23 protein-coding genes are annotated in these 18,604 nt (G+C 66.9%); 11 read left to right on the top strand and 12 right to left on the bottom strand.

Annotation, left to right across the window (positions count from 1 at the left end; all coding sequences use genetic code 11):
* Positions 1 to 29 precede the first annotated feature (29 nt).
* A complete protein-coding gene (locus JAN01S_RS09915) occupies positions 30 to 653 on the bottom strand; it encodes a VOC family protein (protein WP_068317389.1) in 624 nt (207 codons plus the stop codon).
* A gap of 48 nt (positions 654 to 701) precedes the next feature.
* Here JAN01S_RS09915 and JAN01S_RS09910 point away from each other — a divergent pair, with 48 nt between their 5' ends.
* From JAN01S_RS09910 to JAN01S_RS09895, 4 genes are read left to right on the top strand one after another with little or no spacing between them, the layout of a single operon-like run.
* Complete coding sequence (locus JAN01S_RS09910) at positions 702 to 1,745, top strand: FUSC family protein (protein ID WP_068317387.1); 1,044 nt, start codon at positions 702 to 704, stop codon at positions 1,743 to 1,745.
* A gap of 41 nt (positions 1,746 to 1,786) precedes the next feature.
* Positions 1,787 to 2,506 (top strand): 4a-hydroxytetrahydrobiopterin dehydratase, encoded by a 720-nt coding sequence (locus tag JAN01S_RS09905; protein ID WP_306305661.1) that lies wholly within the window; start codon positions 1,787 to 1,789, stop codon positions 2,504 to 2,506.
* Entirely contained in the window at positions 2,503 to 2,907 is a 405-nt protein-coding gene (locus JAN01S_RS09900) for a VOC family protein (protein WP_068317381.1), read from the top strand. The genes JAN01S_RS09905 and JAN01S_RS09900 overlap by 4 nt, the downstream gene beginning before the upstream one ends.
* Before the next feature lies 1 nt (position 2,908).
* Positions 2,909 to 3,289, top strand: coding sequence for a hypothetical protein (locus JAN01S_RS09895; RefSeq protein ID WP_068317377.1), 381 nt, complete (start codon positions 2,909 to 2,911; stop codon positions 3,287 to 3,289).
* Positions 3,290 to 3,447: 158 nt separating this feature from the next.
* Here JAN01S_RS09895 and JAN01S_RS09890 read toward each other — a convergent pair whose 3' ends face one another.
* A complete protein-coding gene (locus JAN01S_RS09890) occupies positions 3,448 to 4,155 on the bottom strand; it encodes a nucleotidyltransferase domain-containing protein (RefSeq protein ID WP_169797206.1) in 708 nt (235 codons plus the stop codon).
* A gap of 307 nt (positions 4,156 to 4,462) precedes the next feature.
* Here JAN01S_RS09890 and JAN01S_RS09885 point away from each other — a divergent pair, with 307 nt between their 5' ends.
* A complete protein-coding gene (locus JAN01S_RS09885) occupies positions 4,463 to 5,191 on the top strand; it encodes a class I SAM-dependent methyltransferase (protein ID WP_068317371.1) in 729 nt (242 codons plus the stop codon).
* A 124-nt stretch (positions 5,192 to 5,315) separates the two neighbouring features.
* Here the strand turns inward: JAN01S_RS09885 and JAN01S_RS09880 are convergent, their stop codons facing one another.
* From JAN01S_RS09880 to JAN01S_RS09865, 4 genes are all read right to left on the bottom strand, one after another.
* Complete coding sequence (locus JAN01S_RS09880) at positions 5,316 to 5,894, bottom strand: DinB family protein (protein WP_068317368.1); 579 nt, start codon at positions 5,892 to 5,894, stop codon at positions 5,316 to 5,318.
* A gap of 121 nt (positions 5,895 to 6,015) precedes the next feature.
* Entirely contained in the window at positions 6,016 to 7,521 is a 1,506-nt protein-coding gene (locus JAN01S_RS09875) for a recombinase XerD (protein ID WP_068317365.1), read from the bottom strand.
* Positions 7,522 to 7,534: 13 nt separating this feature from the next.
* Positions 7,535 to 7,867 carry a helix-turn-helix domain-containing protein gene (locus JAN01S_RS09870; protein WP_068317362.1) on the bottom strand — a complete coding sequence of 111 codons (333 nt, stop codon included), beginning with the start codon at positions 7,865 to 7,867 and terminating at the stop codon, positions 7,535 to 7,537.
* Entirely contained in the window at positions 7,864 to 8,970 is a 1,107-nt protein-coding gene (locus JAN01S_RS09865) for a tyrosine-type recombinase/integrase (RefSeq protein WP_068317359.1), read from the bottom strand. Before JAN01S_RS09865 ends, JAN01S_RS09870 begins: the two co-directional genes overlap by 4 nt.
* A gap of 472 nt (positions 8,971 to 9,442) precedes the next feature.
* Between JAN01S_RS09865 and JAN01S_RS09860 the strand changes: the two genes are divergently transcribed.
* The 4 genes from JAN01S_RS09860 to JAN01S_RS09845 all read left to right on the top strand — a co-directional run bounded on the left by JAN01S_RS09860 (position 9,443) and on the right by JAN01S_RS09845 (position 13,094).
* Complete coding sequence (locus tag JAN01S_RS09860) at positions 9,443 to 10,573, top strand: tyrosine-type recombinase/integrase (protein ID WP_218000020.1); 1,131 nt, start codon at positions 9,443 to 9,445, stop codon at positions 10,571 to 10,573.
* A gap of 10 nt (positions 10,574 to 10,583) precedes the next feature.
* On the top strand, positions 10,584 to 10,919 hold the full coding sequence (locus JAN01S_RS09855) for a helix-turn-helix domain-containing protein (protein ID WP_244884805.1): 336 nt from the start codon (positions 10,584 to 10,586) through the stop codon (positions 10,917 to 10,919).
* Positions 10,919 to 12,388, top strand: a complete 1,470-nt coding sequence (locus tag JAN01S_RS09850; protein WP_068317351.1) for a site-specific integrase — start codon at positions 10,919 to 10,921, stop codon at positions 12,386 to 12,388. The genes JAN01S_RS09855 and JAN01S_RS09850 overlap by 1 nt, the downstream gene beginning before the upstream one ends.
* 133 nt (positions 12,389 to 12,521) lie before the next feature.
* Positions 12,522 to 13,094: a GNAT family N-acetyltransferase gene (locus JAN01S_RS09845; RefSeq protein WP_244884810.1), complete on the top strand. Its 573-nt coding sequence runs from the start codon at positions 12,522 to 12,524 to the stop codon at positions 13,092 to 13,094.
* Positions 13,095 to 13,344: 250 nt separating this feature from the next.
* Here JAN01S_RS09845 and JAN01S_RS09840 read toward each other — a convergent pair whose 3' ends face one another.
* The 4 genes from JAN01S_RS09840 to JAN01S_RS09825 form a co-directional block, all read right to left on the bottom strand.
* Positions 13,345 to 13,866: a 2'-5' RNA ligase family protein gene (locus tag JAN01S_RS09840; RefSeq protein ID WP_068317346.1), complete on the bottom strand. Its 522-nt coding sequence runs from the start codon at positions 13,864 to 13,866 to the stop codon at positions 13,345 to 13,347.
* Positions 13,867 to 13,979: 113 nt separating this feature from the next.
* Positions 13,980 to 14,216, bottom strand: coding sequence for a hypothetical protein (locus JAN01S_RS09835; protein WP_157075686.1), 237 nt, complete (start codon positions 14,214 to 14,216; stop codon positions 13,980 to 13,982).
* A gap of 97 nt (positions 14,217 to 14,313) precedes the next feature.
* Positions 14,314 to 14,535 carry a hypothetical protein gene (locus tag JAN01S_RS09830; protein ID WP_068317342.1) on the bottom strand — a complete coding sequence of 74 codons (222 nt, stop codon included), beginning with the start codon at positions 14,533 to 14,535 and terminating at the stop codon, positions 14,314 to 14,316.
* Positions 14,536 to 14,584: 49 nt separating this feature from the next.
* Entirely contained in the window at positions 14,585 to 15,097 is a 513-nt protein-coding gene (locus JAN01S_RS09825) for a putative immunity protein (protein WP_068317340.1), read from the bottom strand.
* 40 nt (positions 15,098 to 15,137) lie between these two features.
* Here JAN01S_RS09825 and JAN01S_RS09820 point away from each other — a divergent pair, with 40 nt between their 5' ends.
* On the top strand, positions 15,138 to 16,421 hold the full coding sequence (locus JAN01S_RS09820; RefSeq protein ID WP_068317337.1) for an oxygenase MpaB family protein: 1,284 nt from the start codon (positions 15,138 to 15,140) through the stop codon (positions 16,419 to 16,421).
* On the opposite strand, the gene JAN01S_RS09815 is transcribed toward JAN01S_RS09820, so the two are convergent.
* Positions 16,403 to 17,305, bottom strand: a complete 903-nt coding sequence (locus JAN01S_RS09815; RefSeq protein WP_068317334.1) for a LysR family transcriptional regulator — start codon at positions 17,303 to 17,305, stop codon at positions 16,403 to 16,405. The two genes, JAN01S_RS09820 and JAN01S_RS09815, sit on opposite strands and share 19 nt — an antisense overlap.
* Before the next feature lie 31 nt (positions 17,306 to 17,336).
* Here JAN01S_RS09815 and dapA point away from each other — a divergent pair, with 31 nt between their 5' ends.
* The gene (gene dapA / locus JAN01S_RS09810; protein ID WP_306305660.1) at positions 17,337 to 18,320 is read left to right on the top strand and encodes a 4-hydroxy-tetrahydrodipicolinate synthase; all 984 of its coding nucleotides are present in this window, start codon (positions 17,337 to 17,339) and stop codon (positions 18,318 to 18,320) included.
* On the opposite strand, the gene JAN01S_RS09805 is transcribed toward dapA, so the two are convergent.
* A complete protein-coding gene (locus tag JAN01S_RS09805) occupies positions 18,307 to 18,516 on the bottom strand; it encodes a type II toxin-antitoxin system VapB family antitoxin (protein WP_068317328.1) in 210 nt (69 codons plus the stop codon). The genes dapA and JAN01S_RS09805 overlap by 14 nt on opposite strands.
* Positions 18,517 to 18,604: the final 88 nt, after the last annotated feature.

Here is an 18,604-nt window from a genome sequence, read left to right as displayed (position 1 = left end):
CCAACGTAGGCCACGCCCGGCCGGAGGGGTCAGGAGGCCGTGTCGCCCCGCCACACGAAACCATCGGGGTCCACGACTTCGCCCAGGCCACCGATGATCGTCAGCCGGTGCGACCCGCTGCCGGTCGTGTCGACACCAGCGTTCTTGGCCGTGGCCTTGCGCGGGTTGAGCGCGAGCTGGATCGACGAGGACGCCAGCTCGAACTCGACGTACTTGCCGCCGAAGCTCTTGCCGACCGGCAGGCCCTGCTCGACGTAGAACTGCTTGGACGTCTTGACGTCGTCGACCCCGAGCAGCAGGACGAGCGAGTCGTACTCGAGCGGGGGAGCGGCATCGTGCGTCGGCTTCTTGCTCGAGGAGGCGACCGTCCACACCGACCCGTCCGGGGCCTGCACGGAGCCGCCGTAGCCCCACAGGCTCTTGCGGCCTGGCTTGATGGTGCGGCCGCCGGCCCGGGCGGCCGTTTCGAGGAAGGCGTCGACCTGCCGCGGGTCGGCCACGAGGGGAGAGAGGGTGAACCCGCGGAAGCCCTCGGAGGGTGCGTCGGCGGCGTTCACCCGCACCCGGTCGGAGAGACCCAGTGCGGTGTAGAACGCGTGGGCTGACTCGATGTCGTCGGCCGCCACGGACACTGCGCTGATCGACGCACTCATGCCGCCACGCTATCGGCCGCGCGGACCATCTCGCCCTAGGTTGGACCCATGGCACTGACCGGAGCCGTGCGCGCGGCCAAGCGCGACCCGTTGCTCCAGATGGTCAAGACGGCCCTCGCGACGATCCTCGCCTGGGTCGTCTCCGACCTGCTGATCCCCGACGGGCCGCCGCCCGTCTTCGCCGCGATCGCGGCGATGCTCGTCGTGCAGCCGAGCCTCAACCAGTCCCTGACGAAGGGGGTCGAGCGCAGCGCCGGCGTCGTGGCCGGGGTGGTGCTCGCGACCTTGCTGGGCATGGCCTTCGGTGACGCGTCCTGGGTGGTCCTCGTCGCGGTCACGGCGGCGCTCGTCCTGTCGTGGGCGCTGCGGCTGACGACGGGCTCGGCCAACCAGATCGCGATCAGCGCGCTGCTCGTCCTCGCCCTGGGGGCCTCCACCCCGGACTACGCCTTCTTCCGGGTCATCGAGACGGGGATCGGCGCCGTCATCGGCATCGTCGTCCACCTGCTCCTCGTGCCACCGGTGCGGCTCGATCCCGCCCGTACGGCGATGGCCGTGCTGGGGGAGGAGACCGCCCAGGCCCTGGAGCGTCTGGCTGATGCGCTGGTCTCGCGCAAGACCCGCCCCGGCCGGCTGCTGCTGCTCGCAGATGCCCGGCGCCTGCACGGATGGCATGACGACGCGCTCGAGGCGCTGGAGGACGCGGACGACGCGCTCCACCTCAATCCGCGCGCCCGCCGCTACCGGGACGAGCTGACGGCGATGCGCGAGACCCTCGACCTGCTGACCAAGGTCGGCAGCCACATCCGGGGGATGACCCGTGCCTACATCGACCACTACGACGACGAGGTGCGCGAGGAGCCCGTCGTCGCGGGCATCGCCGAGGAGCTGCTGCGCGCCGCCCACGACCTGCGACTGCGCCTGCAGCTCGCCGTCCCGTCGTTCGGGTACGAGCACCTCGAGGACACCGCGCCCGCGCTCACGGCGCCACTCGACGTCAGTGCCCCGCATGGCATGCGCTGGATCCTCGTCGGCTCGCTCATGGAGGACCTGCGCCGCATCCGGCACGAGCTCGGGGCACAGAGTGCCTGACGTCCGACGCCCCGTGGGAGCAGGTATCGCCGCTAGCGTCGATGACCATGGACATGCTGATGGGGGATCAGATCGCCGCCGCCGGGCTGGCCGACTGGCGCAAGCTGGCGCAGAGGCTCCATGCCCGGTACGTGGTGACGGATTTCGGAGCGGGTGTGCGTTTCGTCGCCGCGGTGGGGGATGCGGGCGACGAAATCGGCCATCACCCACGTGTGGCGATGAGCCACGGGTGCGTCGACCTCGAGATGGTGACCGACGATACGGTCTACCGGGATGACGACGGCACGGAGCACGTCGTCGCGTGGGTGACCCAGCAGGACGTCGACCTGGCCCGTCGGATCACCGAGATCGCTGCCCAGCACGGCATCAGGGCCGACCCTGCAGCGGTGACCGAGATCGAGCTGGGTCTCGACACGGCCGACTCCGCGCGGATCGCCCCGGTGTGGGCGGCGCTGCTCACCGGCGACCCGGACGCGCAGGGCCGGGGGACACCGGGGGACGAGGTCCGTCATGCGACGGCACGGGTACCCAATCTCTGGTTCGACGTTGCAGGCGAAGGGGGATCCACCCCCTTCCACGTCGAGGTCTACGTGGCGCCCGAGGTGGTCGAGCAGCGGGTCGCTGCGGCGGTCGCCGCCGGTGGCACGGTGGTCGACGACAGCAATGCGCCGGGACTGACGGTCATCGCCGACCAGGACGGCAACCGGGGCGTCATCTGCGCCGACGTCTCCGCCGGTTCGAGCACGGGGGAGCGGTCATGATCACCTCCGGCCTGGTCAACGTCTTCACCCACGACGTCACCAGGGCGTTGGCCTTCTACGCCGGCGACCTCGGACTCAGCGAGACCTTCAGGACGCCGACGACAGGTGTGCCGGAGCATGTCGAGCTGTCGGCTGGCGGGTTCGTCCTGGCCCTGAGCAGTGCGGAGGCGGCCCGCCGGGTGCACGGGATGGACGTACAGGTCGGTGCTGCGGCGATGAGTCTCGTCTTCTGGGTGGACGACCTCGATGTCATCTACGGGGAGCTCACGGACCGCGGAGTGCCTGGGGTGACCGAGCCGCATGACACCGGCAATGACAACCGCAATGCCGTCGTCCGTGACCCGGACGGGACCCTCGTAGAGCTCGTGGCGAAGCGATCCCGTCTGAACGACGTGGGCTGACATGTCCTTCGACGTGTTCCTCCAGGGCTTCCTCGACGGCGATGCCCGCCCGGGAGGTGTGGACACCATGCGTCGGGCGCTGGCGTCGCACATCGAGCACGAGGACCCCGAGACGGGTTTCCTGAGCGTGCGGTGCGACGACGGGATCGGGGAGATCTACACCTCGAGCGATGGCGTCATGGCGACGCACATCGGCGGGACGCAGCTGTGGGACGCGTTGGTGCGCGGCGCGGTCGACGCCGACTGGGTCATCATCCCGGTGGGCTGTCCCACCTGCATCACGCACGAGGGACAGCGCGCCCACCTGCCGGAGGGACTCGACGAGGACGCCGTGCTGGTGCGCTCCGGCGAGGAACTGCTGCGTGTCATCCGATCGTCCTGAGGAGCGAACACGGGGAGTGGACAGGTGGCGCTCGCTCCCGTCCCCTCAACGGCTACTGGACAGGCTGCGTATCAAGTTCGGGCGTATTGAGGGCAGACAACGTCCGATTCGCGGCATGAGCGCGCGGGCTGCGTACACCCGCAGGGCCGCAGTAGCGGTCATAGGCCGGGAGGACGAACTCCGCGAAGGAAGCCAGCTTGCACGCGCCCACCGGCCGCATCGAGGACAGCCCGGCCAGCCTTCAGAAGGTCATCCGTATCGTGGCTGCCCGCTGCCCAGGCCACCAGGCCGAACTCATCCGGCCCGACCAATAGCTCGCGAAATAACCACTTGCCGGTTCCGAGCCACCGTCTGCGAATCAACAAGGCGAGTTCGGCCGCTTCCCGCCAAACCGTTGCCTTGAGCGTGAAGCGTTCACCGGGATCGGCGACGTCCACCAAGTCGTCTAGCACGGCGGACAAGCTGTACGCCCGAACGCCAAGTTCCGCGGGGTCCGGATCCGCCGGGCCGTGATCGAGCACCCGACGAGAACCGTCGATCAGGTCACGAGCGGCTCGTCCACCGGTGAGTGCAATCCCTTCGCCGATCAACTTGTCGAGCACAGGTCGACGTCCTTCGCGTCCCTTGATGAGCCAGCTCTGTAGCGCATCGCGGCCGTAGACGAAGACCTCGACCAACTGGCCTTCGTAATCCGTGGTCTCGACGAACGAATCTGCTTTCCACTGCTCTGGAAGGACGACCAAGATGTCGAGATCGGAACTCTCCGTAGCGCGGCCAGTCGCGGCACTGCCGCCGAGGAACGAGGCCTCGGCGATCGGAAAGCGTTCCTCGACGAAGCGTTGGGCTCGAGCCCGAAAGTCGACCATGCAGCCATTCTCGGACATCCGCCCATCGGCAGCGGCGCTTCGACGTCAGCGCGATCTGATTGCGCGGCCTGCGTAACGGGCCCACAGTTCGGCGGCTTCTAGGGCGCGCAGCACCACATCAGGTATCGACGATCGCGCCCTCTGATGCAATACGCAAGCTACTAATACTGGACAGCCTGCGTATCAAGCCCGGGCGTATTCGATCGGTCGATCCGCTCTCAACACGGCAGGCCCGGTCGTTGGGGCGATGTGTAGGAACGGCTCGTCCACGCCGACCGCGCCATCCGTACTGGCACACTGGCGTGCCATGACCTCCGAAACGCGGACTGCCGAGCAGCAAGCGGACCACTACGACGCCTTCGCCGACGCGTACGCGAGGGCGAACGAGAACGGCCTGTTCAACAGGTGGTACGCCCGGCCGGCGGTCCTGGACCTGCTCGGTGACGTCGCCGGGCGTCGGATCTTAGACGCTGGCTGCGGGTCCGGGCCGCTCCTCGCCGACCTGAAGGAGCGGGGCGCGAGGGTGGCCGGGTTCGACGCGAGCACGGCGATGATCCGACTCGCCCGGGAGCGGCTCGGAGACGAGGTCGACCTGCAGGTGGCCGACCTGACCCAGTCGCTTCCGTACGACGAGGAGTCGTTCGACGACGCGTTGGCCGTGCTCGTGCTGCACTACCTCGAGGACTGGTCGCGGCCGCTGCTGGAGCTACGCCGGGTGCTGAAGCTCGGCGGTCGGCTGGTCGTGGTGGTCAACCACCCGGTCATCCCGCCGGTGATGTACCCGGAGGTGAACTACTTCGCGACCGTGCCGAACGAGGAGGAGTACGACTTCGACGGCGTCTCCGCGACACTAACGATCTGGTATCGGTCGCTGAGCGCGATGTCGGAGTCGTTCACCGCCGCAGGCTTTAGGATCTTGGCGATCAGCGAGCCGCCGGTGTCGCCCGATACGCCTCCTGAGCTGCTGCCGCCGAGCGAATCCGACCCCACCCGTTTTATCGGGTTCCTCTTCTTCGCCCTCGAGGCCGTCGCCTAGGTTCGCCCCTGAATCTCGGTTCCGGGCGCAGGGCGAGGAGCGGAGGGCCAACGCGCTTGCAATCGCGCCACGTGAGCGCGCTCGTGACGGTGAGACCTGCTGCCGCACGGCTCGTATTCTGGGGTCACTCCGCAGCCCTGGCGGCTGCCTCAATCTCGTCGCGGCGCTCCGCCCAGAAGGCTGGGTCGTGCTGCTTCTGGGCCATGGCCTCCGCGTCGGTTCCCACCGCTCCGTCGAGCGCTTCGCGCAGGATGTCGGCATGACCGGCGTGCCGACTCGTCTCGGCAAGCAGGTGGACGAGGATGTTGAACAGGGGCACCTCGGCGTCCTGCCACCAGCTCACGCGACCGGTGGCGTCCAGGGGGAGATCGCTCACAGTCGCGTCGCTGTGGTCCCACACTCGGCGGTAGCGCTCGACGATGTCGCTGCGGGATTCGTGCTCAGTCGCCCACATGTCGGCGAGTCGCTCTGCCTCGACGTCCCACCGAGGCAGAGGTTCAGGAAAGGGACGGCCGAAGACCTCGCCGAGGTACCTGGCCTCCCAAGTCGCCAAGTGCTTGACCAGACCCAACAGGTTGGTCCCGGTGACGGTCAGTGGGCGACGGATGTCGTACTCAGAGAGTCCGTCGAGTTTGGCGAGAATCGCCTCGCGCTCATGCTTGAGGTAACTGTGCAGGTTGGCCTTCGCGGCGTCCTCATTCATGGGACAGCACCCTGCCACTGGTAACTGCAAGTGACAGCACATCGCGCGTCAGCGGGCTTCAGCTTGACACGCAGCCCAGCCCGCTCTCGCTCACTCGCACTCGGCAAGAGCGGACGGACGGTCAGGGCGACTTGATGGAGCGCCCGGCGTAGCGAGCCCAGGGTTCGGCCGCCTTGTCGGCGTGCAGGAACGCGACCTGCGGGCTGTAGCCGAGCGCTTCCGCGACGAGGGAGGGTGGGCATTCGAGGACGAGTTCGCCGATGGCGCGGTTGCGGGCGGCGAGGAGGTTGACGCCCAGGTCGCGGAGCCGGTCCATCACGGTGTTGGGGTGCAGGTGCCGGCCGGCCAGCGTGCTGGGAAAGAGCCACGGGCTGTCGGGTCCGCCGCCCGTGCGGAGGTTCGGCCGAGCGGCGAGGTGTTCGCGCAGTAGGGACGCGAATGGCTCCGGGACGTCGGTCGGGTGCGAGCCGAGTGTGATGCTCATGCCGCTGTCACCGTCGTCGATGATGCTGGTCCGGAACGTGACGACCTTGACCAGCGGTTGGGCGTAGAGCAACAGGAGCATTGCGGCGACTCGGTAGGGAAGCGACTCGCTGGTGCCAGTCAGGAGCTCGTGGATCCAGGCGAGCCGCTGGTCCTGACTCAGAGACGGGCTGGACTTCGCCGATCGGTGCTGGACCGTGACCGTGGTGTTGAGGCGCGCCTTCCTCGCGACGACAAAGAAGGTTCTGATCGCACTGTGGGTCGTCGGTCCGGTCGCGAGCCACTCGTCGACATCCTGCTGTGTGCAGGTCGCGGCTGTGCGCTGGTAGGTCTCGTGGAGCCACACGAGGAACTTCACCGTTTCGGTGATCTCCTGCTTCGCGGAGTGGACTGGACCGCGAGTGGCTGCGCCAGCCCCGACCTTGGCCCTGATGCGCCGCAGGTGGTGCCACGTGGCGAAGTACTGGACCGGCTGGCGTACCTCATCGGGAAGCCCATCGAGCTTGCCTTCAATCCATTGCTCGAAGCGCGGCAGGTACGGGTCACGATGGGGGAGGAGACTGTGGTGCTGCATGAGCGCCCGGAGATGCTCGGCCGGCTTGCCGGGTACGGAGTCGAGTCCCTCGTGCGACGCAGCGATGGTGCCGTCACCGAGTCCGCGAAGCAGCTTTTGGACCTTGGCTGAGCGCTTCCAGACGAGGATCGACTCGGGCCTGTCCGAGGCGCAGAGAGCATCGACCAGGCCGAGCAGTGCGGGGTCGCTTGGCACGCCGCCGAGCAGCCCGTGAAGGTCGTCACGAAGAGCACAACGGACGCAGAGCCGTCCGCGATGGCGCGCTGCTTCGACGTCGCAGCGCTCGCAATGGAAGTCGACGGGGATCTCAGCGCAGGTCGAGCAGATCGGCTGGCCGTCGGCGGCGCGCAGGCCAGGCAGGAGCCGGTCTTGGTGGCACTCCGGGCAGGTCCCTCGCGTGTGTACGGCGTCGTAGTAGCAGATGTTGCAGAGTCGACCTTCTGGCCAGTTGGCGGCGAGTCGGGGGATGTTCCGGCCGCAGCGAGCACAGGGATCCTCGCGAGTGCTCGTCGCGCGAGGACGTCCCCGGACTGTCGAGCGAGGGGAGAGGCCGGTCGGCTTCGGATCCATCGATGCTGCTGAGCTACTCGTCGAGGATGTTGGCGCGCCGCGGCCGCACGCTGCGGTCGAGGGAGACGACGTTCGGTGGGGAAGCGGTGCCGGTCTTGCGCACGCGCGCATCGGTCGCTGTGGTGGTGAACAGGTCCGTCGACTCGCACTCGAAGATGTCGCACAGCGCCGCGATCATCATCAGCGAGACGCGCTCCGGCCGCTGGTTCACCAGCCGGTACACCTGAGGTCGAGAGAGACTGATGTCGCGTTCGGCCAGCAGAGGAATGAGATCCGTGGTGTTGTGCAGGCCACGGGCGGCCATCAGCTCGGCCAGGCGCCACGTGTAGTCGACTTTGCGCTTCATGATGTGCCGTCCTCGGTCTTCCGAGCCATAGCTTCCTTCACCGTACGGTCCAAAGCGGCCCTGAGCGTGGAACGCCGGAACTCATCGGAGACGAAGTGATAGATGCCTGTAGTTGCCCCGTGCTCATGACCCATCTGGTCCTGGACGAACCGTGGATCCCAACCGGCCTCGAGGAGGTGAGTGGCGTACGAGCGACGGAAGGAGTGGAGATCGAGACCATCGGAGAACCCCAACTCCTCGCGGTAGCGCCGGAGCCGGCGGATGAGCGTCGACTCGACGACCAGTCCGCCTCGTTCGCTGGGGAAGAGGTCCAAGGTGCCGGGATCACCGCGACCGTTGGCGAGCCAATCCTCGATGATGCCGGGTGTCCACCGCCAGACGGTGAGGACGCTGCGGGGCTTGTGCGGAGATGACCGTTTCGCTTTGCCGTAGCGGACCTTGCAGACGCCGAACGCGCCGAACTCTCGTGCGTGGGGGTTGCGAGCGAAGTCGACCGTTTGTAGGTGCCTCAACTCGTTGAACCGGAGCCCGTAGCCGTACGCGACCTTCATCATGACCGCGTCCCGGTAGGCGGCCTGCCAGCCCTTGCGGCCGGACTTACCGATTCGTTCAACCTCGTCGTCGGCGTGGTCAAAGAGCTCGCTGATCTCCTCACGGGTGTACGGACGCTTCTTCGGGCGGCCGTCGTACTCCTGGACGTGGGGAGCGGTGTTCCAGTCGAAGAACACCTGCGCCGGGTGGGTGCCGAAGAACCGCTCGCAGACGACGTCGAACCCGTAGTCGGGGTTGCTGATGTAGCTGGTGAAGGCCTGCAACGCGGAGTGGTAGCCGCGCAGCGTCGAGTGAGCAACGTGCTTGTGGGTGCGCAGGTCCGCCGAAAACTCCTCGACGTGCGCGGGCGTCCAGTTCCACGGGTCTTCATTGACATGGCTCATGAAGCGCTCCACCATCCGGAGCCGCTGGTCGATGGTCGCGAACTGCAGGTTGCGTGACAGTTGCTGGTTCCGCCAGCCCTCGAGCATCTTCTGGAGCACCTGCTCGTCGGGCCGGAGGACCGGCACCGACTCGACCAGGCGGACCCGACCGGAGCCATCAACTTGCATCGAATCCTCCCGAGAATCTGGTTTCATCCAGTGATTCCATGATGCATCCGATGAGACGCCATCCGTGTTTGCGCAGGTTAACGGCGTGTCGCGGTGGCCGCGCAACGCCTGATTCTTCCGCCGCCACGCACGGTTTGACGCCGTTACGACGACGCTCGGTGCTGCGTTTCCGCTGGTCAGAGCTGGGTTCAGTCCGGCCCGCGGGGCAGTGGGTCAGCCGCCCGCGATTGATTCATCCGATGCAATACGCAGACTAAAAAATGACATAATGTGGATTATCGGCGTTAAAGTCCGACGAGTCGAAACAGATGAGAGAACTCGTCGCACATTGGAATTGCGGGGTTTCTGCTGGTCAGACGCGGTTTCCATGGGGTGAGTTCGTCAGTGCTGCGGCTGCATCGCTGGGGTGTTTGCGCTGCTCAATGCGGGTTGCTCTCATTTAATGCGAGATTCTCGCGTATTGTCTGTGCTTGTGGAGCTTGTTCCTGGACGGATCCCTGACCATCTGCTCGACGACTCCGTCGGGCTCCTGCGTGCGGATGACCGCGTCTTCGAAGCGATGCTGGATCGCTGGCGCACGCAGCAGCTGGCGCGTGGGCTGACAACGGCACACATCAAGACGTCGTGCCGCGTGGTCACGAGGTTCCAGGAGCACGCCAACGAGTACCCATGGACCTGGCGCCCGCACCACTTCGAGGAGTTCCTCGCCGACCTTCGCTCCGGCGAGCGCCCTCTCAAGATCTCGACACTGCGGTCCTACACCACGGCCATCCGAGCGTTCACGAGTTACGTCAGCGACACGAGATACGGCTGGGTTGGGTTCTGCGAGCGCGTCTTCAACGACATCCCGGCACAGATCGTCTTCGACTGGAACAGTCCTCGTCACAGCACCGACGACGACGTACCAACGGGACGGCGCGCTCTGACTCTCAACGAGATGCAGAGCCTGTTCGACGCCGCTGATGACTTCGTCGACAGCGAGTACGCCAAGGGCTCCAAGCGCTGGCTCCCCGCCCTTCGTGATTCGACCGCGCTCAAGGTGGCCTATGCCTACGGTCTGCGACGACGCGAGCTCACTCGGCTCGAGTACGTCGACTTCGGCCCCAACCCAAAGGTTCCGGACTACGGGAACTTCGGCGCCATGCAGGTCCGCTGGGCCAAGGGCATGAAGGGGTCCGGGCCGCGGCGGCGCACCGTGCTGACGGTCCCGGAGTTCGACTGGGTGGTCGATCTGCTCAAGCACTGGATCTCCCCCGCGGGCCGCGAGCTGTTCGCCACCGCGGACCGGTCCAGGTCCCTGTGGCCGTCTGAGCGCGCCGGCGCTACCAGCCTGCGAACCTTCGAACGCGCGTTTGCACGGGCCCGTCAGCAGGCTGGCCTCCCCGATGAACTCACGCTCCACTGCCTAAGGCATTCCTACGTGACCCACTTGATCGAAGCCGACTACGACCCGTTCTTCGTCCAGCAGCAGGTCGGCCACCAGCACTCCTCGACAACCTCGCTCTACACGTCGGTCTCCTCGGACTTCAAGCAGAAGACCATTCAGCAGATGATCACCCGGCGCCTACAACTCGACCAGAAGGACGGCGACCACGTTGGCTGAACAACGACGAGTGAGCTATCACTGGCGACTGCGTCAGGTGATGGCCGAACACAACCTCTGGAAGACGACCGAGCTGGTTCCGCTGCTCAAGTCCCGCGGCGTCAACCTGTCGAATGCCCAGGTGCACCGGCTCGTTACCCAACCCCCCGAACGCATCCCCGCGCGGACCTTCGCGGCGCTGTGCGACATCTTGGACTGCACCCCCAACGACCTCTTCGAGCCCTACGTGGAAATGCGTGCCGCCGCGACAGCCAACGCCCCCAAACGGCCAGAAGACCTCGGCATCAAGCCCGGCAGCCCCATTGCCCGCCGGGTCCGGGTCGTCCCCGAGGAGCCCGACAGCTGATGGCACGGCCCAAGAAGCCAGGCGACCCAGCCGCCTGGCCGAATCCCTGCGCGCGCTGCAACCAGCACTACCAGCTCGTCGCACGCTGGCCCGACGGGCGGATCTGCGGCTACTGCTACCAGGCCGCCAAGCGCGAACGTGGCACCTGCCGGTGCGGACACACGGGCGTTCTTCCTGGAAGGATCGACGGGCATCCTGCTTGCCGCAGTTGCTCTGGTGTCAGGCTCAACATCGACTGCGTCAGCTGTGGTGCCGAAGCCGAGCTCTACCGCGCTGGCCGCTGCTTGCACTGCGAACTCAACCTGGTCGTCGACAACCTGCTCACCGATCCAGGCACCGGCAAAATCGCGCCGGAACTGGTCGCGATCAGCGAAGCAATGAAGAACATGAAGCGCGCCAACAGCGGGCTGACTTGGATCAAACAGGGCCACGTCCGCGAGTTCTTCGAGCAGTTGCGCGGCCACAGCGTCGTCACGCACGAACTCCTGGACACTCTCCCACCATCGCGAACGCGGGACTACGTCCGCGGCCTCCTCGTCGAGCACGGCGCAATCCCACGCAACGACCTCTACCGCGACCGCTTCAACGAATGGACCCCACGAGCCATCGATCGCCTGGACCATTCCGACGACCGGGACGTCATCACCCGCTTCATCCGCTGGCACATCCTGCGCCGCATGAACGAAGAAGGAGCCACCAGCCGCGGCACCTTCCTCCGATCGAAACAGACCGTCACCGTCGCCATCGACTTCCTCAGCTGGCTGCGCGCACGAGGAGTGCTCCTCGAAAACCTCGGCCAATCCGACCTGGACGAATGGCAAGCCAGCGGGCCCACGACCCGAGGAATCGCAAGCAGGTTCCTCGGGTGGGCGATCAAGTCCCGGCTCGTCCATCCGGACCTCCGGCTCACCCCTCATCGTCGCGGCACGAGCCCGAAGCTCGACGCGCAAGCGCAGACCCAGGCGATCGACGAGCACGTCCACAGCGCGAGGATGCCCGTCCGTCACCGCGCCATCGCGATCCTTCTCCTCGTCTTCGGCCAACCACTCGAGCGGCTCCTGGCCCTGACCTGGGACGACGTCACCATCGCCGACGACCTGGTGACCATCCGACTCGGTGGAACGGCTGACATCGAACTGCCCTCGCCCATCGACGAACCCTTCCGCCAGCTCGCTGCCGAGCCGGACAACCACCAGACCGCCGCCCACCCAGACAGCAACTGGGTCTTCCCTGGCTACTCCCCCGGCAGACACCTTGACCCCGGCTACATCGCCGGTCGATTGCGCACCACGGTCGGCGCCCGGGCCGCGCGCTTGGGCACCCTCCATGAACTCACCAAGCTCGGGCCAACCGCCATCATCGCCGAATTCCTGGGCTACTCCCCCGCCACGATCGAACTACATGCAAGAGGCTCAGCAGCCAACTACGCCAGCTACATCAAAGCCAGGCTCGACGACGCTCGTGGCTGATCGTTCAGCATCTCCGTCCGCTGCGCTTCGACGCGGGCAGTTGAGAGCGCGCGAGTTAATTCCCCAGGTCGGAGCCGCTGCTCGCAACAGAGGAGCTAGCCGGCCGCCGATTAGGCCTCGCCGGATCGTGACGATGCGCGATCACAGGCTCACGTCCTGCAATTATGGCATTGTGGGGAATGAGACCAGCGCGATCGATGTCCAGCGCGAAGTCGTCCTGAGGACGCCGAGATTGATCCTGACCTCATGGCTAGTCGACGACGTTCAGTCGTTGCACGAGGTGCACTCCGATCCAGAGACGATGGAATTCGTCCGCCATGGACGTCCTGAATCGCGCCGGGAGGTTGAACTACTGGTCGATCAGTACATGGCCGAGCATGCCGCCCGGGGGTGGACCAAGTGGCGCCTGGCGGACCTCGATGGCCAATTGGTGGGTAGGGCAGGCTTCGGTGGAACGCCCGAGATCCGTGGAATGAGCTACCTCATCCGCCGAAGCCGTTGGGGACTCGGGCTTGCCACTGAAATCGCCGAAGCCCTCGTGGGCTGGCACTTGTCGCACACAATTGCCGTTCCGCTCCGAGCCATCGTCGCCGTTGGTAACGACGCGAGCGCCAGAGTGCTGGAGAAGGTCGGCTTCGACGAGGCGGGGCAAGAAGACTTTGATGGCACTCCTTGCCGCGCATTCACGCATCCGGATACCGACTAGCCACACGGATACGCGCATTCGCTTGTCCAGATGCGGGCGCTCCACTCCCCACTCGCCCCAGCCATTTGAGAAGCCTCGCCCCATCGCGGACGGCCCTCGACTCGTCGCTCATCTACATGACGCTTCGCCAGCTAACTAGCGGGCGTAGCAGTAGATGCAAGTGCTCCCTTCTGGAGACGAGGAGCCGGTGTCTGCGGCGGGATCTTGCGGCCATCAGGACGAGAACCGGAGTCGTTCACAGGTTGAGCGATCAGTCGGCGAGAGCAAAGGATTCAGCGGTCTCCCACCGACCCGAGGGTTGTTCCACCAACAGGGTGACCGCCCGCGTGATCGCGTGGATGGGCAGATGAGGCTGCACCTTTCGCTCTGCAGCTCGCATCGCATCCATTCGCCCGCGATCAGCAATCGTCAGGTGCGGGACGACATCGTCGAATTGCCCCTCGTAGGGCGGGTGGTTCGGGAAGGCGTCGGCAACCATTCCGGTCAGGGATCTGAAGGCGGCCTCCGCGTCCGAAGCGAGCCACAGCACGTCGTTGCCGAACCACTCGGTACGCACGAACGAGTGCTGAAAGGTCGGCACGGTTCGAAACAAGGTGGCGAGCCTGAGCAGGACGTCGTGGGTGATCTCTTCGGACGGCGTGAACGGGAAGAGGACGGTTACGTGAGCGGGAACGCCGAGCTGTGCGACAGGATCGAGTTCATGCCGCAACTCGCCTACTGCGGGCTCGGCCTCCCCGACCAGGACGACCAGAGCACTGCGACTGCTAGCCATGGCGGCATGGTTCGACTCGGAGCGCCAGCCGTGGGAACTGCGTCCCGACAGACATCTCCCTACCTCCTTACATCAACGTAAGGCGCCATGGGGTGTCGTACAAGAGCGCGAGATCAGTACCGGTCAGGACAGAAGTCGACCTGCGTCGGCGGGGCCAGCGCCTCCTTGGACACGACCCGACGCGCGGACGCGTAGAGGCTCATCACGGCATCAGGCTCCTGCGCGTGCCCCTGGGTGATCGCGGTGAGGATGATGGCGGCCTCGGCCTCCATCGTGCGACCGTGATTGCGCGCCACCTCGCTCAGTCGGGTCTCGACGTCGGAGCCGAAGTCATGCGTCTCGAATGTCATCTGGATCACATCCTTCCGATCACCACGGTACTCGGACACCGACCCTGTGTCTGTTCCCTCCCCGGACCGCGGACGCACTCCACGACTTTGGCCGTCGTCAACGCCAGGCGCCGGACTGCCACTCGCGCACTTCGCGGGCGTACTCGTCGTCCGGTGGCGTCTGCGTCATCGCGGCGCGCACGGCTCGGAACCGATCTCGCCGGGATTCCTCCTGCGACAGCGCGTCGAGGTGCTCCTCCAGCGTCCGGTGGTGCGCCGCAGCCTGGGTCTCGAGGCGGTCGCGCAACTCGGTGGACACCGTGATGGTCGTCGCACCCATACCTTCAGTATGCCGACCTGCGGTGACCAAGCCACCGCCTCACGAGGACTCAGTCGAAGACGGACCAGCAGATGTCATTCCGTTTGGACTGGTCCTCGAGGACGAGGTCACGCACTGCCTCGGGTAGCCGAGCCCGCTGCCAGGCGCACTCAGCGAGGCGAGCGGACCCCCCTTCGTCAGGTGGCGCCGCTGCGACCGCCGCCTTGATCGCATAGGCCGCGGCGCCGAGGTCGTGCTCGGCGACGTGACCGACGCAGGCCGCCTGACCGGCCGCGTAGGCAGCGAACCTGGCCGCGCCGGTGAGGTCCCGGGCCGCTCCCATCGCGTGGCCACCGATGGCACGGGCCGTCATCATCGGCATCTCGTCGCGCGCCCAGGAGCGCGCTGCCGCAACGGCTTCGAGTGGCCGGGGGTCGTCGGGACGCTCCGCCTCGAAGAGGGGCAGCACGTGGTCGGCGCACTCGGCCGCCCACAGCGCGAGCAACTGGTGGTCCGCGTCGGTGAGCGTGCCGCCCCGCCGGATCGTGATCATCCGCGGATCGCGGATGGACGGCAGGATCACCGGTGGCCACGCGGGTCGTCCATACCGCCACACTAGGCGCATGGCCGAGCACCACCCCGCCCTCACCGCGCGGATGCGCGAGCAGTGGGACCTGCTCCCCGACCTCTACTCCCCCGTCGACCCGGACGTCACTCCGTACCGCTTCACGACGGATCCGCAGGTGGAGTCCGCACTCCCCCGCTGGATCGCTCCCCGCGCTCCCCTGCTCGCGCACGAGCCGATCATCGAGCTCATGCGGACCGCGACCTTCCTCGCGGACCCGGTGGCCGATGCCTACGCCGTGCGTGCGGGCGAGATCGGGCACCGGCAGGCGCTCGAGTTGCTCCGGCGGGCCTGTCGCGAAGGACTCGATGCGGTGCCCGAGGCACCCGCCGAGCTCGTGGCGATGATCCGCTCGATGGAGGCGACACCCAATTGGATTGACATGGGGCTCGTCGAGGAGGGCGCGCGGGAGTCCCGGATCCCCGCCGCCTACCTGACGCCGTACATCATCCGGGGCGTCTTCCTCGGCACCTTCACCAACACGTACTCGGCGCTGCCGATGGCCCTCACCGGGGCGCTCACGAGCCGCAGGGCGGCGCACCGGGTCCGTCAGACGTCCGCCTTCTTCACCGTGACGACACTGCCTGGGGCGTTGCGCCGCAACGGCGCCGGCTTCGAGGCGGCGGCGGTGGTGCGCCTCATGCACTCGTTGGTCAGGGTCGGTGCGTTGTCCGACGAAGGGGGCTGGGACACCTCCGTCCACGGCATGCCGGTCCCGCAGGTCGACCAGATGCCCGCCGGGATGGTCAACGTGTACCTCCTGGCCCGCAAGGTGCAGGCCACCGGCGGCACGGACTTCAACTCCCGGGAGCGCGCGGTGGTCGAGTTCACGCGCTACCGCTGCTTCCTTCTCGGGCTTCCCGAAGAACTCCTGCCCACGACCCCGGCGGACGTCATCCGGGTCTTCCATGGCCGAGGCGCATTGCTGCGTGATGACTTCGACGACGCCACCTGTGGACAGCTCGTGCGGTCGACGATCGAGACGACGCTCGCCCTCGACGACTCGATGTCCAGTCGGGTACGTGAGTCGCTCGAGCGGAGCTGGAGCAAGGTCGCCTTCTGCCGGGCCTTTGTCGACGGTGACCGTGAGCGGGCGACCGCGATGGGCGTGCACATCACCGCCGCCGACCGCGTCAGGGTCGGCGTCACCTCTCCCTTCGTCCTCGGGCGGATGGCCCTCGCCGTCGCGCTCGCCGGCAGGCCACGCCTCGGTCGCGTCATCGACCAGGTGACCATCCGAGTCCTGCGTAGGCGGCTCGCGGACTACGGCGCCGCGGACTGAGCTGGAGTCACGGCGGCGATCACGGCACGGATGCCCGGGCTGGCGTCCGAACTCGAGCGCCAGACCGCACGCACCTCCCGGCTGGGTGGGTCGCTGAGTGGCCGCAGGACGACCCCGGGTGGCGGCTGCGGTCGGGCCAGGCGGGGCACGAGGGCGAAGACATCACCTTCGGCGACGAGGGCCATCTGCGTGGAGAAGTCGTCAGCGGAGTGACGCACCTCTGGGATGTCTGTCCAAGCGAAGAGGTGCCTGAACCAGTCATGGCAGACGGTGCCCGGTGGGCTCGTCACCCAGACCTGGTCGCGGAGGTCACCACTCGAGAGAGACTCCCTGGCCGCGAGTGGGTGGGCCGCAGGGACCGCCACGTCACCCACGTCGACGTGGACCTGTGTGTGGCGCAACGATCGGGACATCGGCAGTGGCGCCCCGTCTGCGTCGTGGACGAGGGCGATGTCCATGAGGCCCGTATCGACGAGCTGCAGGGCACGGGCGGGATCCTCCTCGCCGATCCGCAACTCCAGCCGCGGGTGCTGTCGACGAAGTTGCTGCAGGACAGGAGCGAGCAGTCCCCGGATGGCCGTCGAGAAGGCGACGATCTCCACCGCCCCTTCGGCCGCACCCTCCGCCACCGACCGAGCAGCGTTGCGCGCTGCCTCGAGCGTCGCAAAGACGTCCGAGGAGGAGTCAACGAGCGCACGTCCAGCTGGAGTGAGGACCACTCCCCTGCCGGCCGGTGCAATGAGCGTCACCCCGACCTGTCGCTCCAACCGCTTGATCTGCTGGGAGACCGCAGAGGGCGTGAAACCGAGACTCTCGGCCGCACGGGCCAGCGTCCCGCGGGCGTGGACCTGCTGCAGTGCACGGAGCGCGACAACGTCAAGCATGCAGTGATGCTAATGAATACGGTCCAAAAACATGCGCTGGACGCACATGGTCTGGAGGGGCACGGTTGGACCCATGACGTCACCCGGGCCCCATCCTCGACCAGTCCTCGGTCGCACCCTCGTCGCCATGGTCACGCCGATGTCATCCGAGGGAGCGGTGAGCGGACCAGACGTCGATGCCCTCGTCGACCACCTCCTGGCAGGCGGTTGCGACGGCATCGTCGTGGCCGGCACGACGGGCGAGGCGCCCACCTTGAGTCTCGACGAGATGGGGGATCTTGTGCATCGGGTGACGACCCGAGTGAAGGGGGCAGCCCGGGTGATCGCGGGTGTCGGCACCAACGACACCGCCACGTCGGTCCGAGGCGCTCTCGTGGCAGCGGAGGCAGGCGCGGATGGGCTGCTGGTCGTCACGCCCTACTACTCCCGGCCCCAGCAGGCCGGCATCATCGCCCACTGCTGCGCTGTTGCCGACTCCACGGACCTGCCGGTGATGCTCTATGACGTGCCCGCGCGGACAGGCACCGCCTTGACTCCGGACACACTGACGCGGCTGGCCGAACACCCGCGGATCATCGCAGTCAAGGACGCGAAGGGAGATCTCTTCGAGGCCATGGAGGTCATGGCGGAGTGTTCGCTGGAGTACTACTGCGGGATCGACGAGCTCAACCTGCCCTACCTGGCGGCCGGAGCCATCGGTGTCGTCAGCGTCACCGCCAACGTGTGGCCGGACCGTGTGGCCGCGCTGGTCAACGCCATGAGCGCCCAGGACCTTGAGGACGCGCGGACCGTCAACCGAGAACTTTCGCCCATGACGAGGGCACTGATGCGTCCCGGGCCGGCTGCATGCACCGCGAAGGCCTCGCTCGCCGATGCAGGCATCATCGCTGATCCCTCCGTGCGCCTGCCCTTGGTGGCCGCTGGCACCCCATCCGTGAGGGTCGGTGCCACGTCGTCCATGAGCCGCAGGGCGTCGACCCGGACCGACGCGTCGACCCTGGTCAGAGCGACGTGACCGAGTCCTCGCGCAACTGGTCCAGATCCCCGTCCCAGCCAGTGCCCTCCATGGCGAGCATCTGCTCGCGGGTCAACCTCGAACCGACGAGACGTCGCAGGGCGTAGTCGACCGCCTCGTCGGGGGTCGACCGGCCGGAGCGGTGCATGGCTTGGCTGATCAGTTCGTCGTTGACGTCGATGTTGACGCGCCCCATACACCCAAGGTACGCCGTACTCGGCCCACAGGGTCGGCGTCACCGCCGATCCCGGACGAGCCGCGAGACCTCGACCTCGTAGCGGCTC

It is taken from the genome of Janibacter anophelis NBRC 107843, from assembly GCF_001570945.1.
GTDB lineage: Bacteria > Actinomycetota > Actinomycetes > Actinomycetales > Dermatophilaceae > Janibacter > Janibacter anophelis.
The sequence above is the reverse complement of the archived record's forward strand: the minus strand, read 5'-3'. Positions and strand labels throughout refer to the sequence as shown.

Bases quoted from the DNA above. Each gene is read 5' to 3' on its own strand.
- JAN01S_RS09895 (WP_068317377.1), top strand. From the start codon at position 2,909: ATGTCCTTCGACGTGTTCCTCCAGGGCTTCCTCGACGGCGATGCCCGC.
- JAN01S_RS09865 (WP_068317359.1), bottom strand. From the start codon at position 8,970: ATGCAAGTTGATGGCTCCGGTCGGGTCCGCCTGGTCGAGTCGGTGCCG.
- JAN01S_RS09850 (WP_068317351.1), top strand. From the start codon at position 10,919: ATGGCACGGCCCAAGAAGCCAGGCGACCCAGCCGCCTGGCCGAATCCC.
- JAN01S_RS09835 (WP_157075686.1), bottom strand. From the start codon at position 14,216: ATGACATTCGAGACGCATGACTTCGGCTCCGACGTCGAGACCCGACTG.
- JAN01S_RS09815 (WP_068317334.1), bottom strand. From the start codon at position 17,305: ATGCTTGACGTTGTCGCGCTCCGTGCACTGCAGCAGGTCCACGCCCGC.
- JAN01S_RS09885 (WP_068317371.1), top strand. From the start codon at position 4,463: ATGACCTCCGAAACGCGGACTGCCGAGCAGCAAGCGGACCACTACGAC.
- JAN01S_RS09900 (WP_068317381.1), top strand. From the start codon at position 2,503: ATGATCACCTCCGGCCTGGTCAACGTCTTCACCCACGACGTCACCAGG.
- JAN01S_RS09910 (WP_068317387.1), top strand. From the start codon at position 702: ATGGCACTGACCGGAGCCGTGCGCGCGGCCAAGCGCGACCCGTTGCTC.
- JAN01S_RS09890 (WP_169797206.1), bottom strand. From the start codon at position 4,155: ATGGTCGACTTTCGGGCTCGAGCCCAACGCTTCGTCGAGGAACGCTTT.
- JAN01S_RS09905 (WP_306305661.1), top strand. From the start codon at position 1,787: ATGACCATGGACATGCTGATGGGGGATCAGATCGCCGCCGCCGGGCTG.
- JAN01S_RS09830 (WP_068317342.1), bottom strand. From the start codon at position 14,535: ATGGGTGCGACGACCATCACGGTGTCCACCGAGTTGCGCGACCGCCTC.
- JAN01S_RS09880 (WP_068317368.1), bottom strand. From the start codon at position 5,894: ATGAATGAGGACGCCGCGAAGGCCAACCTGCACAGTTACCTCAAGCAT.
- JAN01S_RS09805 (WP_068317328.1), bottom strand. From the start codon at position 18,516: ATGGGGCGCGTCAACATCGACGTCAACGACGAACTGATCAGCCAAGCC.
- JAN01S_RS09870 (WP_068317362.1), bottom strand. From the start codon at position 7,867: ATGAAGCGCAAAGTCGACTACACGTGGCGCCTGGCCGAGCTGATGGCC.
- dapA (WP_306305660.1), top strand. From the start codon at position 17,337: ATGCGCTGGACGCACATGGTCTGGAGGGGCACGGTTGGACCCATGACG.
- JAN01S_RS09875 (WP_068317365.1), bottom strand. From the start codon at position 7,521: ATGGATCCGAAGCCGACCGGCCTCTCCCCTCGCTCGACAGTCCGGGGA.
- JAN01S_RS09845 (WP_244884810.1), top strand. From the start codon at position 12,522: ATGCGCGATCACAGGCTCACGTCCTGCAATTATGGCATTGTGGGGAAT.
- JAN01S_RS09820 (WP_068317337.1), top strand. From the start codon at position 15,138: ATGGCCGAGCACCACCCCGCCCTCACCGCGCGGATGCGCGAGCAGTGG.
- JAN01S_RS09915 (WP_068317389.1), bottom strand. From the start codon at position 653: ATGAGTGCGTCGATCAGCGCAGTGTCCGTGGCGGCCGACGACATCGAG.
- JAN01S_RS09840 (WP_068317346.1), bottom strand. From the start codon at position 13,866: ATGGCTAGCAGTCGCAGTGCTCTGGTCGTCCTGGTCGGGGAGGCCGAG.